Annotated in this window: 11 protein-coding genes; 6 read left to right on the top strand and 5 right to left on the bottom strand. The window is 61.5% G+C overall.

What is annotated here, in order from left to right; genetic code table 11:
- Positions 1-33: 33 nt before the first annotated feature.
- Genes TM49_RS01035 through TM49_RS01020 form a run of 4 tightly spaced genes read right to left on the bottom strand, consistent with a single transcriptional unit; the run spans position 34 to position 4,230 of the window.
- Positions 34-951 carry a heme-dependent oxidative N-demethylase family protein gene (locus TM49_RS01035; RefSeq protein WP_045679157.1) on the bottom strand — a complete coding sequence of 306 codons (918 nt, stop codon included), beginning with the start codon at positions 949-951 and terminating at the stop codon, positions 34-36.
- 7 nt (positions 952-958) lie between these two features.
- A complete protein-coding gene (locus TM49_RS01030) occupies positions 959-1,243 on the bottom strand; it encodes a YciI family protein (RefSeq protein ID WP_045679156.1) in 285 nt (94 codons plus the stop codon).
- Positions 1,240-2,388 carry an aminodeoxychorismate synthase component I gene (locus tag TM49_RS01025; RefSeq protein ID WP_045679155.1) on the bottom strand — a complete coding sequence of 383 codons (1,149 nt, stop codon included), beginning with the start codon at positions 2,386-2,388 and terminating at the stop codon, positions 1,240-1,242. The genes TM49_RS01030 and TM49_RS01025 overlap by 4 nt, the downstream gene beginning before the upstream one ends.
- Positions 2,389-2,400: 12 nt before the next feature.
- Positions 2,401-4,230 (bottom strand): M3 family oligoendopeptidase, encoded by a 1,830-nt coding sequence (locus TM49_RS01020; RefSeq protein ID WP_045684571.1) that lies wholly within the window; start codon positions 4,228-4,230, stop codon positions 2,401-2,403.
- 414 nt (positions 4,231-4,644) lie between these two features.
- Here TM49_RS01020 and TM49_RS22485 point away from each other — a divergent pair, with 414 nt between their 5' ends.
- Together TM49_RS22485 and TM49_RS01010 are read left to right on the top strand one after the other, a co-directional pair.
- Positions 4,645-6,306 carry a peptidoglycan L,D-endopeptidase MepK gene (locus tag TM49_RS22485; RefSeq protein ID WP_425283267.1) on the top strand — a complete coding sequence of 554 codons (1,662 nt, stop codon included), beginning with the start codon at positions 4,645-4,647 and terminating at the stop codon, positions 6,304-6,306.
- Between the two features lie 62 nt (positions 6,307-6,368).
- Complete coding sequence (locus tag TM49_RS01010; RefSeq protein ID WP_045679154.1) at positions 6,369-6,623, top strand: ArsR/SmtB family transcription factor; 255 nt, start codon at positions 6,369-6,371, stop codon at positions 6,621-6,623.
- 225 nt (positions 6,624-6,848) lie between these two features.
- On the opposite strand, the gene TM49_RS01005 is transcribed toward TM49_RS01010, so the two are convergent.
- The gene (locus TM49_RS01005; protein WP_045679153.1) at positions 6,849-7,877 is read right to left on the bottom strand and encodes a LacI family DNA-binding transcriptional regulator; all 1,029 of its coding nucleotides are present in this window, start codon (positions 7,875-7,877) and stop codon (positions 6,849-6,851) included.
- Positions 7,878-8,296: 419 nt separating this feature from the next.
- On the opposite strand from TM49_RS01005, the gene TM49_RS01000 reads away from it, so the two are divergent.
- From TM49_RS01000 to bglA, 4 genes are all read left to right on the top strand, one after another.
- Positions 8,297-9,655: an ABC transporter substrate-binding protein gene (locus TM49_RS01000; RefSeq protein WP_045679152.1), complete on the top strand. Its 1,359-nt coding sequence runs from the start codon at positions 8,297-8,299 to the stop codon at positions 9,653-9,655.
- Between the two features lie 205 nt (positions 9,656-9,860).
- Positions 9,861-10,871, top strand: a complete 1,011-nt coding sequence (locus TM49_RS00995) for a carbohydrate ABC transporter permease (RefSeq protein WP_045684568.1) — start codon at positions 9,861-9,863, stop codon at positions 10,869-10,871.
- The gene (locus TM49_RS00990; RefSeq protein WP_045679151.1) at positions 10,872-12,014 is read left to right on the top strand and encodes a carbohydrate ABC transporter permease; all 1,143 of its coding nucleotides are present in this window, start codon (positions 10,872-10,874) and stop codon (positions 12,012-12,014) included.
- Between the two features lie 46 nt (positions 12,015-12,060).
- Positions 12,061-13,719 (top strand): beta-galactosidase BglA, encoded by a 1,659-nt coding sequence (gene bglA, locus TM49_RS00985; protein WP_045679150.1) that lies wholly within the window; start codon positions 12,061-12,063, stop codon positions 13,717-13,719.
- Positions 13,720-13,730 lie beyond the last annotated feature (11 nt).

Here is a 13,730-nt window from a genome sequence, read left to right as displayed (position 1 = left end):
TGGGCTGGTCTGGCAAATCCCAGTAAACCCGATTTACCGGTCCACTTCCACCGGGCGACCGGCAATCGGCACCAGATGCGCACGCAGGGCATCGACATCGGCGTCCGCCATGCTCTTGTAGGCCCGCTCTTCGGCCGTCAGCCCGTCAAGCTGGCGTATCATCTCGTGGGCGATGGTCACATGCTCCGGGTGGCGGAGAATGGCGGCAAGCGGGTCGGCATAGATGCGGATCGTGAACAGGATGGCGCCTGTCTCCGGCAATCGGGTCAGTGTCTGGCGTTCGACCCTGAGAACGTTATCGGCGATCGGCCGAACCGGGCGGAACGGATCTTCGGGCAAATGCTTCGAGACTGGCATGGCGAGGGCGGCGCTGCCCTTGAACGACCAGTTGAAGCGCTCGGCGGGAAGGCCGGGCTTCAGGTTGTCGAAGATGCGGGTGACCAGCGCCGCGTTGCGCGTGCCGGCCTGGAAGCCGGGAACATCCGCGTGCACCGTATCCATCGGCTTGCCGGCCTTGTCGGCGAGCGACCAGGAGGAGGGGAAGGCGATGAAGCCGGCGGCGAGATGCCAGGCATCGTCGTGCTTGATCAGGATCGCAAGATCGTCCTGCACAATCAGGCCGGCCGTCAATAGCGGCGGTTCGGCGGCGTCGAGGGCCACCGAGCGGTGTGCGACCTGCATGAGGTTGCCGTCGCGTCGATAGAGGTTGCCGTGGCGTTCCGCGAGATGGGCGACAAGCATCGAAAGCGCCTCCCGCTGAGCCTTGAGGCTGTCCTCTTCTGCACGAAAAATCTCGTCGCGGCGTTCGGCAAGCAGCGAGCGCTTTTCATCGAGATAGCGGCCGAGTTCGTCGTCGGGTTCGAGCCAATTGTCGGGTGCAAGCTGGGAAAGGCCGATGGAGAAGGGCTTGTAGGCGCGGCCATAGGGCATGTGCCGGAGCGAACGTTCCATCTCCTGCCTATCCCTTAAGGCCTTCGAGCGCCGGCAGCGTGCGCGAGAAATCCACCTCGGTGAGTTCGAAGGTAGCGACGCCTTCGGCGACGAAGGGGTCTTCCCGGCAGATGGCCTCGACCTCTTCGATCGTGCCGTGAGACAGGATGACACCGCCCGTCCGCGGCACCTTGCGGCCGGAAGCGACGAAATCGCCCGCCTGATAGTGCCGGTTCAGCCATTCTATGTGGCCGTCGAAATGTTTTTCGACCTCTTCCATCGGCTGAACATAGGTGAGCGAGATGACGATCATCGGGATCCTTCCGGGGCAAGCGCGCCCGTCGCGAAACGGGCCTTCAGCAAGGCTTCTTCATATTCGCCGCGCGCAGTCGAATCAACAACGATGCCGCCGCCGACATTGAAGACGGCGCGGCCGTCATCATGAAGCGTCAGCGTCCGGATCGCGACATTGAAGCGCATGGCGCCGTCCGGGCCGATCATGCCGATCGCCCCGCAATAGGCGCCGCGCGGGCCCTGTTCCAGGCCATGCAGGATCTTCATAGCGGAAATCTTCGGCGCGCCGGTCACCGAACCGCAGGGAAAGAGAGCGGAAAAGATCTCGGTGAGCGTGACATCGGGTAGAAGCTTCGCCCGCACATGGCTCACCATCTGGTGCAGCGTCGGATAGGTTTCGATGTCGAAGAGTTTCGGCACATGAACCGATCCGCTTTCGGATATCCGGGAAATGTCGTTGCGCAGCAGGTCGACGATCATGCAGTTTTCGGCAAGCGTCTTCTCATCATCAAGCATTGCGGCAATGATCGCCTCATCCTCGGCCGCGTCTCTCCCGCGCGGGGCCGTACCCTTCATCGGGTGTGTTTCGATGAAGCCGTCGGCGCCGGTCTCGAAGAAGAGTTCGGGCGAGCGCGACAGGATGCGGGGACCGAAGAGATCGATGTAGGCCGCATAGCGCACCGGCTGGCGCGCGGCATAGGCATGAAATGCGGCAAGCGGATCGCCGCTCCAGCGGGCGTGGACAGGAAAGGTGAGATTGCCCTGATAGCAATCTCCTGCCATCAGATGCGCATGAAGGCGGTCGAACCTGCGTTCGTAGGTTTCGAAGTCCCAGGCGGGCGTCACTTCCGAAAGAAAGTCCTGTGCTCGTTCCGGTTCGGGTGGAGCCGCCTCCTCCGGCCTGTCGAACACGCCGAAGCAAAGGTAGGGCAGGTCCGGCTTTTCGGGGGCGATCCCGGCAAGTGCCGTGTCCAGCAGGAACCCGGCCTCATAGGACATATAGCCCGCCATCCACCGGCCTGCCTGCCGCAGCTCTTCCATGCGCGCAAGCGCCGGAAGAACGGCGTCGGCCGTTTCGGCGACGATGAGCGTGTCGGGCCGGCTGAAGGTCAGCATCCGGCCGGCGAGATCGTCGCTGAAACAGGCAATCGGCGGTCGGGCCATGGGCGTAGCGGCCTATCCCTTGTCGAGTGCTTCGAGTTCGTCGATCAGGCCTTCGATCATAGACAGCCCCTTGCCCCAGAAGGCGGGATCGGAGGCGTCGAGGCCGAACGGCTTCAGCAGTTCGCTATGATGCTTGGTGCCGCCGGCGGTCAGCATGTCGAAATACTTGTCCTGGAAGCCGCTTTCGGCGTTCTGGTAGACGGCGTAGAGCGAGTTCACCAGGCAGTCGCCGAAGGCATAGGCATAGACATAGAACGGCGAGTGGATGAAGTGGGGCACGTAGCTCCAGTAGGTCTCGTAACCGTCGGCAAGCTTGATTGCCGGGCCCAGGCTTTCGGCCTGGACAGACATCCACATCTCGTTGATCTGGTCTTCGGTCAGTTCGCCCTCGCGGCGCGCCGTGTGGACCTTGCGCTCGAACTGGTAGAAGGCGATCTGTCGCACGACCGTGTTGATCATGTCCTCGACCTTCTGTGCCAGCATCGCCTTGCGGGTCGCCTTGTCAGTGGTCTTGGCAAGCAGCGCACGGAAGGTGAGCATTTCGCCGAAGACGGAGGCGGTTTCGGCAAGCGTCAGCGGCGTCGAGCACATCAGCGCGCCCTGCTTTGCCGCCAGCACCTGGTGCACGCCATGGCCGAGCTCATGCGCCAGCGTCATCACGTCACGCGGCTTGCCGAGGTAATTGACCAGTACATAAGGATGGGCGGAAGGCACGGTCGGATGGGCGAAGGCGCCGGTGCGCTTGCCGGGGCGGATCGGCGCATCGATCCAGTTCTCATCAAAGAACCGGCGGGCGATGTCGGCCATGTCCGGCGAGAAGGCGCCATAGGCGGAAAGCACGGTATCCTTGGCTTCATCCCACGGAATCGTGCGCTCGACGGTTTCCGGCAGCGGCGCGTTGCGGTCCCAGTAGTTCATCTGATCCATGCCGAGCCACTTCGCCTTCATCGCATAATAGCGGTGGGAAAGGCGCGGATAGGCATCGCGCACGGCTTCCGTCAGCGCGTCCACCACGTCGCGTTCGACACGATTTGACAGGTGGCGGCTATCGGCAATGTCTTCGAAGGCATGCCAGCGGCCGTTGATCTCGGTGTCCTTGGCGATCGTGTTCATGATCAGCGAGAAGGTCGGCAGGTTGACCTTGAAGGTCGTGGCCAGCGCTTCGGCTGCCTTGCGGCGCACAGGCTCCTTGACGTCGGAGAGCATGTTGAGCGCCTTTTCGAGCGGCATCTCCTCGCCGTCAATGGTGAAGCGCATGGCATCCATGGTCTGGTCGAACAGCCGGTTGAAGGCCTGGCTGCCGGTCATGGATTTTTCCATGAACAGCTGCTCGGTGCGGTCGTCGAGCTGGTGCGGCTTTTCCTTGCGCAGGTCCAGTACCCAGGGCCGGTAGTGGGCAAAGCGGGCGTCGGCGGCAAGTGCCTTTTCGATTTCTTCTTCCGAAAGCCGGTTCAGTTCCAGTTCGAAGAACAGGAGGTCGGCATAGATTTCGGTGATCCGCGCCGAGGTATCGCCGTAAAGCTTGCGCAGGACCGGATCGGCCGCATTGGCATAATAGGAAAGGCCGGCAAACGAGCCGAGCCGGCCGAGCGTATCGCCGATCGCCTCATATTCTTCGACGGCCGCTCCCAGACCGTCATCGCCGGTCTTGCCGGCGGCTTCCGCCAGCTTGCCGCGGAAACGGGCGGCGAAGTCGCGGGCCGCAGAGGCTGCGCCATCGAAGGCGGACTTGAATGCTGGCGAATCTGCGCCGGGGTAGAGGTGCGTCAGGTCCCAGAGCGGCAGGGTGCCCAGCGTGTTGTCATCCGCCTGAGCTGCGGTCTCCGCCGGTGCGCGCGTCATCGGGGTGTCGAACATGAGCCTGCCTTTCGTGATTGTCGTCGTCATTTCTGCTCCTCGGAGCCTTTCGTCAACATATGTGCAGTTCTCCGGCTTCCGCAATCCGCCGTCGCGAAAATGCTGGCGGCGGGTGGGCGCTTGCGCCAGGGAAGTGGCCGAAAACGGGACGCTGACTTCTGCAAGAACACCTGATCGAGAGCAAGGATTTAACCCTTGCTAAAGGATACGCTCCTATAACGGGACTATGAAATTAACGGAATGTTGCCTATAAGATGGCAGGTTGAAGCCGCGATGGCGTCCCGCCTCGTTTGCGCCGCATTGGACCTTCAAATCTGAAGCGCATCCAGAGCAGCCTGAACGACGATCGCAGGGGACAGAAAGCTCGCGATCTTCAAGACACCCAGGGGAGAATCCGGTTTGCCAATCCGTCCAACTGTATCGCTTCTGCGACGGACACTCATTGTGCTGGCAATGGTCGCCACTGTTTTTCTGACGCTTGGCGGCGCTGAGGCCCGTGCGGAAACGCGCACGCTCAAGATTTATTATGTCCATACCGGCGAACGCGCCGAGATCACCTTCAAGCGCAATGGCCGCTACGACAAGAAGGGGCTCGAGCAGCTCAACTGGTTCCTGCGCGACTGGCGCCACAGCGAGCCGACCAACATGGATCCGCGGCTGTTCGATCTGGTCTGGGAAGTCTACCAGAAGGTCGGCGCCAAGGATTACATCAACGTCGTTTCCGCCTATCGCTCGCCAGCGACCAACTCGATGCTCCGCAAGAACACCTCCGGTGTTGCCAAGAATTCCCAGCATATCCAGGGCAAGGCGATGGACTTCTTCATCCCCGGTGTGCCGTTGGCCAAGCTCAGGGCAACCGCGATGCAGATGCAGCGCGGCGGCGTCGGTTATTATCCGACCTCCGGTTCGCCTTTCGTGCATCTTGATGTGGCGAGCGTGCGCGCCTGGCCGCGCATGAGCCGCAGCCAGCTCGCGGCAATCTTCCCGGAAGGCCACACCCTTCACATTCCTTCAGACGGCAAGCCGCTGCCGGGCTATTCCGAAGCTTTGGCCGAGTACAAGGCCAAGGGTTCCGTGGGAAGCTCCGCCCCGGTTGCTGTTGCAAGTACGGAGGACGGCGACGAGGATGAGCGTCCCAACCTGCTCGCCATGCTCTTTGGTGGCCGCGACAAGGGCGGCAATGATGAAGCGCCGACGCCGCGTGCTTCGCCGCGCACTGCAGCGCCGTCGCGCACCGCGCCTGCCGTCGAGCCGGCACAGCGTCCCGTCGATATCCTGACGGCTGCCGTTTCCTTCGACGATCTCGACATCCCGCTGCCGCTGAGCAGGCCAGGTGCTGCCGATGCCGACCTCGGCACGCCGCTTGCGACCGCGCTTGTCGATCCGACCCCGCCTGTTGCCGAAGTTGTCTCAACGCCAGAGGCTCTGCTTGCCGCCAATATTCCGCTTCCGCAGGCGCGGCCGGCTTCGCTTGGCGATGGGGTGTCCGTGGCTGACGTGCTGGTCGCCGATGCCGCTGCGCCCGTGGAGGCAAGCCCGGTGGAGGTGGCAGCACTTGACGATGGCGCCGGCGACGCGCCCTTCGATCTGATGGACAACAACAACGTGCCTGTTCCGAGCCCGCGTCTGGCCTACGCGGCGACCACCAGCAGCGGAACCTCGATCGATCCGGTGGCCTCGCAGTCCGTGCTCGCCGTGGCGACACCGCGGCCCGATCCGCGCCGTTCAGCCCATGCCGAACTTGCGAGCAAGCTTGACACGATGGGCAACACCACCGAGGTCGCGGTGAACGAAGCTGATGACTTCCGCGCTCAGTTCCGCCCGACGGCTGCCCGCATCAACGCCGCCGCTCCGGACTATCCGGTCAAGGGCGCGCGGCCGACCGAGGCGATCCTGGTGTCGTTCAATAGCACGAGTTCACCTATTACTGGTAATGCGAGCAGTAAAAACCTGGCGGCGAAACCATCACAGTCCCGTGATGGCACGTCTTTAGTCGAATCTAATAAAGAAGAAACCGAGAAATTGTCGATCGTCGAGTATTTTGACAAATCGCGATTTTAATACGGGTTGGGCTAACTCAAGAACTACTTGTGGTCTCGGTAACTTTAACGTAATATGCGTGCATGAGCACGTTTGACCCCTTTGTTGCAATTTCCGACCCGAATCGCCGTCACCTGTTGATGGCGCTTCGGCGCGAACCCAAAACGGTTACCGAACTTTCCGAAGGCCTGCCGATCAGCCGGCCTGCGGTCTCGCAGCATTTGAAAGCCTTGCTCGATAGCAAGCTCGTCCGGGTCACCCCTGTCGGGACAAAAAGGTTTTATGCAATCAATCCTGAAGGTTTCACCACGCTGAACGTCTGGATAAGGCAGTTCTGACCGAGACGGTGCGCAGTCTCGGGAGTGGATGATCGCGCGGTGCGCCTTGATGGGCGTGTCGCGCTTTCGGTCTCTGCTGGCCTTACGGAGTGGGGCGTGGAAAGGCGGGTGTCGCCATGCGGCAGGTTCGCTCCCTGCGCTTTATTGTGCGTTCATCCGAACCGGAGACGTGTAGCGTGCCGGCGTGATCTATACTGAAGTATAGCGCAAGTATTGCATCGTCTTTCAGTTCTTTCCCGGCGCCTGTCCTGTCGAGGCGCGGACCACGAGTTCCGGCCGCCACAGCTCTTCCAGAGTGTCCTGCGTACTGCCCTTGATCGCGTGGATCAGGCGTTCGGCGATGCGCCGGCCGGCCATGCGCAGCGAGGAGCGCGTCGTGGTCAGCGGTACCGTGAACAGCTCGGGGCGCAGCAGCGGCAGGACATCGTCATAGGAAATCAGCGAAATGTCCCGTCCGAGCGTCAGTCCGGCCTGCTCGATGGCGCGCACAATGCCGAGCGCCTGCACCATGCTCGCACAAATAAGCGCGGTTGGCCGCTCCGGCGCGGCAAGAAAGCGCTCGGTGGCGCGCTGGCCGCCTTCCTCCGTCATCTGTTCGGAAGCATGGAAGCGCGGCTCAAGCGTCAGGCCGCGCTCGGCAAGAGCCTTGACCACGCCATCGCGGCGACGGATGGCAAAGCCGAATTCCTCGTCACCGTTGATCAGCCCGATGCGGCTGTGGCCGAGCTGCAGCAACAATCGCGTGGCTTCGAAGAACGACGCCTCGTTGTCGACGTCGAGCAAGGGGTAGGGGTGGGGCGGGTCGAAGAAGCGGCCATGGACGATGAACGGCAGCCCGAAGGATTCCATCAGGTCGATGCGGCTGTCGTTCTCGCGGATATAGGCGAGGCAGAGGCCATCGACATAGCCGCTGGTGGCGAGGCTGCGCAGCGCCGAGACCTCGTCGGCCGGATCGGCGGGCATGACCACCAGGTGAAAGTCTTCCTTCTGTGCGGTTTCGCCGAGGCCGCGCAGGAATTCGCCAAAATGCAGGTCCGACATCACCTCGGCGCCCACGGGCATCAGAAGGCCGATCGAGCCGGCCTTGCCGGTTGCGAGCCGCTGGGCAGTGCGGTTCGGGCGGTAGCCGGTTTCGCGCGCGGCGCGCAGGACCCGGTCGCGCGTTTCGGCATTGACCTCGGGATAGCCGTTCAGCGCCCGGCTGACCGTGGTTGGAGACAGCCCGAGCTGGGCTGCCAGTTGTTTCAAATTCACTCCCGCATCCTCCCTGGGCGAAAACCGCCGACATGAGCCTGGTCCGAAAACCCGAAGCTCAGGTCATTGAAAACGCGCACCCCCGGTCCAATTAGATGTCATATCGTGCTATGGTCGACAAAGCGATCATTGTCTCAGCCGATATTGCCGGGGCGAGCCCGAGGTGGGCCGTGGCGGCTTTCAAAGCGCTTTGGCTTTTTTAGCAAGTCGGGCGCGGTTTGGGAAAGTTCTTTTTGTGGGGCGGTCGCCAAAAATCGGTTCCAAAGGACAAAAACGGGCAAAAAATAAGCTCGTTTCGCCGAAAGGGGTTGACTCTGGGGCGTCACACGAGAAATGTCTTGATCTGTCAAAACGCTTTGGAAGAAGCGTCACTCGACAACGGGGCCCTCAGGGTCCGAATGTGATGGGAGGTAAATCACATGAACAAAGCTCTTCTGACCGGCGTTGCCACGCTGGCACTTTTTGCCGGTGCGGCGCACGCCGCCGATCTCAAATTCGCTCCCGGCGAAGATTCCCGTTTCAACTGGGACAGCTTTACCCAGTTTTCCGAGGCGCATGGCGACCTGAAGGGGCAGACGCTGTCGATCTTCGGCCCGTGGCTCGGCCCGGACAAGGATTTGTTCGAAAGCGTCCTCGCCTATTTCGAGGAAGCGACCGGCGTTAATGTCGAGTATTCCGGTTCGGACTCCTTCGAGCAGCAGATCGTCATCGATACCCAGGCGGGCAGCCCGGCCAACATTGCCGTCTTCCCGCAGCCGGGTCTTGCGGCCGACCTCGCGGCCAAGGGCTTGCTCACCAAGCTTCCGGCCGAAGCCGGCGAGTTCCTGTCGGAGAAGTATGCGGCCGGCCAGTCCTGGGTTGATCTTTCTACCTATGCCGGCCCGGATGGCGAGAAGTCTCTCTATGTCTTCCCCTACAAGGCCGACCTGAAGTCGCTCGTCTGGTATGTTCCGGATAATTTCGATGATGCCGGCTACGAAGTCCCGGAATCCATGGAAGACCTGAAGGCGCTGACCGAGCAGATCGTTGCCGATGGCGGTACGCCCTGGTGCATCGGTCTTGGCTCGGGTGCCGCCACTGGCTGGCCGGCCACCGACTGGGTCGAGGACATGATGCTGCGCACGCAGCCGCCGGAAGTCTACGACGAATGGGTCACCAACGAAATCCCGTTCAACGATCCGCGTGTCGTCAACGCCATCGATGAGTTCGGCTGGTTCGCCAAGAACGACAAGTTCGTCGACGGTGGCTCCGCTGCTGTCGCCTCGACCGACTTCCGCGACAGCCCGAAGGGCCTCTTCGATTCGCCGCCGAAGTGCTACATGCATCACATGGCCTCGTTCATCCCGTCCTTCTTCCCGGAGGGCACGGAACTCGGCCTCGATGCGGACTTCTTCTACTTCCCGGCCTATGAAGGCGAAGATCTCGGCAAGCCGGTTCTTGGCGCCGGCACGCTGTTCGGCATCACCAATGACAGCCCTGCTGCCGAAGCCTTCATCCAGTTCCTGGAAACGCCGATCGCGCATGAAGTCTGGATGGCCCAGTCGGGCTTCCTGACGCCCTACAAGGACGTCAATCCGGAAGCCTATGCCAACGACACCGCGCGTGGCGAAGGTGAGATCCTGACGCAAGCCACGACCTTCCGCTTCGATGGTTCCGACATGATGCCGGGCAAGATCGGCGCGGGTGCATTCTGGACCGGCATGGTTGACTTCGTCGGCGGCGAATCCGCCGAAGATGCGGCCAACGGCATCCAGAAGGCTTGGGACGCGATCAAGTAACAGTCGTCAAATCCTGAACGATTTGTCATACTGCGCCGGGCCGTTTACGGCCCGGCTGCTTGCTTCCAACTGGAAGCGCAATCGATCGATCCCGAAGAATTTCTGCTCTGTGCTTTGCGGCGCTTGCTGAAGCCCGAAGCCAAAACAATAAGCTGAACGGTGCTGGCGATATGCCGAAGAGAGCCGTTTTGGGGAGTTGAAAGGCGTGGAACAAGTCATCAAGGCCCTCTTGGCCGTCGTCATCGGCGTTGCTGCCGCTGTTATCTATTTCTACGGTTCGAACAAGCTGCTCGACATCATCTTCCCGTCGCAGACGCGTGACCCTGCCAAGGGCGTGCGCAACCTGCGCGTTTCGGGGATGATCCGTCCGTGGCTTTTCCTCGGGCCGGCCCTGCTGTCGCTCGGCGTCTATCTGGTGTGGCCGGTGGTCGCATCCGTCGATTATTCGCTGCACGGACCTTCCGGCCAGAACTTCGTCGGGCTCGCCAACTATCGCTGGCTGTTCTTCGATGCCGAGTTCCGCGAGTCGATGTTCAACAATATGCTCTGGCTGGTCTTCGTGCCGGCGCTGTCGACCTTCTTCGGCCTGATCATCGCCTGGCTGACCGACCGCATCTGGTGGGGCTCCTTCGCCAAGATGATGATCTTCATGCCGATGGCGATCTCGTTTGTCGGCGCCTCGGTCATCTGGAAGTTCGTCTATGACTATCGCGGCGACGGCGCCGATCAGATCGGCATCCTGAACGCGATCGTGGTGGCACTCGGCGGCGAGCCGCATGTGTGGATCGCCATGCCGTTCTGGAACAACTTCTTCCTGATGGTCATCCTGCTGTGGATCCAGACCGGTTTTGCCATGGTGCTGCTGTCGGCGGCCCTGCGCGGCATTCCGGAAGAGACGATCGAAGCGGCCGTCATCGACGGCGCCAACGGGCTGCAGATCTTCTTCAAGATCATGGTTCCGCAGATCTACAACACCATTGCCGTTGTCTGGACGACGATCACCATCATCGTTCTGAAGATCTTCGATATCGTGCTCGCGATGACCAACGGGCAATGGGACACGCAGGTGCTCGCCAATCTCATGTTCGACTGGATGTTCAGAGGCGGCGGCGATTTCGGCCGCGGCGCCACGATCGCCATCGTCATCATGGTCCTCGTTATTCCGATCATGGTCTGGAACATCCGCAACGCGCGCAAAGAGATGGAGGGCCGGTAAATGCTTTCTCACAAAAGATCGCCGCTCGTCTGGTTCTCGCACATCACCGTGGCTCTCCTGGTCATTCTGTGGACCATTCCGACCTTCGGCCTGCTCGTCACCTCGCTCCGTGACAAGGACCAGATCGTCGCCTCCGGCTGGTGGACGTCGCTTTCGACCTCGACGCAGAACCTCATCTACCGTGCCCCGGGTGCGGATGGGCAGACCGAGGAAGACGGTGTCTATGTCATCACCGGCAACGCGCTGGAAGGCGCTGGCGGCAAGGTCGCGAAGTTCGGCACTTCGTCGCTGAGGCCGGAGGAATACGAAGTCGGCCAGACCGTCGATATCGGCGATGGCCAGCAACTGACCGTCGAGGAGAGCGGCGATTACCGCATGACCTCGCCGGAACCCTTCGGCCGGCGCGGCGAACGCATCTTCGTCACCGCGGAAATTCCGCCGCGCTTCACACTTGAGAACTATCGCAACGTTCTGACGGCGGAGGGCATCGGCCAGTCCTTCCTGAACTCGCTGACGGTGGCGATACCCTCCACCATCATCCCGGTTCTGGTGGCGGCCTATGCGGCCTATGCGCTGTCGTGGATGAAATTCCCGTTCCGCAACCTGCTCCTGGCCATCATCGTTGGCCTGCTGGTCGTGCCGCTGCAGATGTCGCTCATTCCGCTGCTGCAGATGTATAACAAGATCGGCCAGACCTTCGGCGTGCCGGCCAAGACCTATGTCGGCATATGGCTGGCGCATATGGGATTTGGTCTGCCGCTCGCGATCTACCTCTTGCGAAATTATATCGCCGGCCTGCCGCGTGAGATCATGGAATCGGCCCGTGTCGACGGTGCCAATGACTTCATGATCTTCAACAAGATCATCCTGCCGCTGTCCTATCCGGCGCTCGCCTCCTTCGCGATCTTCCAGTTCCTGTGGACCTGGAACGACCTGCTGGTGGCAACCGTCTTCCTTGGCAACAGCGAGCAGACGATCGTGCTGACGGCAAGGCTGCGCGAGCTGCTCGGTTCCCGCGGCGGCAACTGGGAGATCCTGACGGCATCCGCCTTCATCTCCATCATCGTGCCGCTTATCGTGTTCTTCGCGCTGCAGCGCTATCTGGTGCGCGGCCTGCTTGCGGGGTCGGTCAAGGGCGGCTGATGCCGCCCTTCCGCCCGGCAAGATCATGAATTTCAGGACATAAGCAATGAATGCAATCAACAATCAGGCAGCGGACAAGAACTGGTGGCGGGGCGCCGTCATCTATCAGGTTTATCCGCGCTCCTTCCAAGACAGCAACGGCGACGGCATCGGCGATATCAAGGGCATCGCCGACCGGCTCGACTACATCGCCGAACTCGGCGCCGATGCCGTGTGGATCTCGCCGTTCTTCACCTCGCCGATGAAGGATTTCGGCTACGACGTGTCGAACTACTGCGACATCGACCCGATGTTCGGCACGCTCGCCGATTTCGACCTGATGATCGAGAAGGCCCACAAGCTCGGCCTCAAGATCATGATCGACCTCGTGCTGTCGCACACCTCTGACCAGCATCCCTGGTTCATGGAAAGCCGGCAATCACGCGACAATCCCAAGGCCGACTGGTATGTCTGGGCCGATGCCAAGCCGGATGGGTCCCCGCCCAACAACTGGCTCGGCATGTTCGGCGGTTCGGCCTGGCAGTGGGATGCCCGTCGCCTGCAATATTACCTGCACAACTTCCTGGCCTCGCAACCGGATCTCAACTTCCACAACATGGACGTCCAGGACGCGCTGCTCGAAGCCGTCCGTTTCTGGCTCGATCGCGGCGTCGACGGTTTCCGCCTCGACACGATCAACTATTATTTCTGCGACAAGGAACTGAGGGACAACCCGCCGCTTGCGCCGGAGCTGAGGAACGACAGCACCGCGCCGGCCGTCAATCCCTACAACTACCAGCTCCATCTCTATGACAAGAGCCGTCCGGAAAACCTCGAATTCCTGAAGCGCCTCCGGGCGGTGATGGAGGAATACCCGGCGATTGCCGCCGTGGGCGAGGTCGGAGAAGCGCAGCGCGGTCTCGAAATCGTCGGTGAGTACACCTCCGGCGGCGACAAGATGCAGATGTGCTACGCCTTCGAATTCCTGGCGCCGCAGAAGGTGACGCCGGAACGCGTTGTCGATTCCATCAATGCCTTTGCCGATGCCGCACCCGAGGGCTGGGCCTGCTGGGCCTTCTCCAACCACGATGTCGTGCGTCATCTGACCCGCTGGGGCGCGGATGTCGAGGACAAGCCGGCCTATGCCAAGATGCTGGCCTCGCTTTTGATGTCGCTGCGCGGCTCGGTCTGCATCTACGAAGGCGAGGAGCTTGGGCTCACCGAAGCCGATGTCGCCTTCGAGGACCTGCAGGACCCTTATGGCATCGAGTTCTGGCCGGAATTCAAGGGCCGCGACGGTTGCCGCACCCCGATGGTCTGGCAGGCGGGTGCCGCCAATGGCGGTTTCTCGACTGCGGAAAAGACCTGGCTGCCGGTCTCTGCCGATCACATCATGAAGTCGGTCGACGTCCAGCAGGGCGAAGACACCTCGGTGCTCGAGCATTACCGGCGTTTTCTTGCCTTCCGCAGGCAGCACAAGGCGTTGATATCGGGAACCATCGCCTTCATTCCGCACGAAGGCGACACGCTGGTCTTCACCCGCGAGGAGGGTGGCGAGACGGTGCTTTGCATATTCAACATGTCGGCCGAACCCGTCACGGCGAAGCTTCCCGAAGGCGATTGGAACGCATTTTCGGCTGAGGACTTCGGCTTTGCCGTTGATCGGGACGGCGACACGATAAAACTTCCTGCCTGGGGCGCTTACTTCGCCCGCCACGGAGAATAAAGGGAAAGGGG

This window comes from Martelella endophytica (assembly GCF_000960975.1).
Lineage (GTDB): Bacteria > Pseudomonadota > Alphaproteobacteria > Rhizobiales > Rhizobiaceae > Martelella > Martelella endophytica.
The sequence above is the reverse complement of the archived record's forward strand: the minus strand, read 5'-3'. Positions and strand labels throughout refer to the sequence as shown.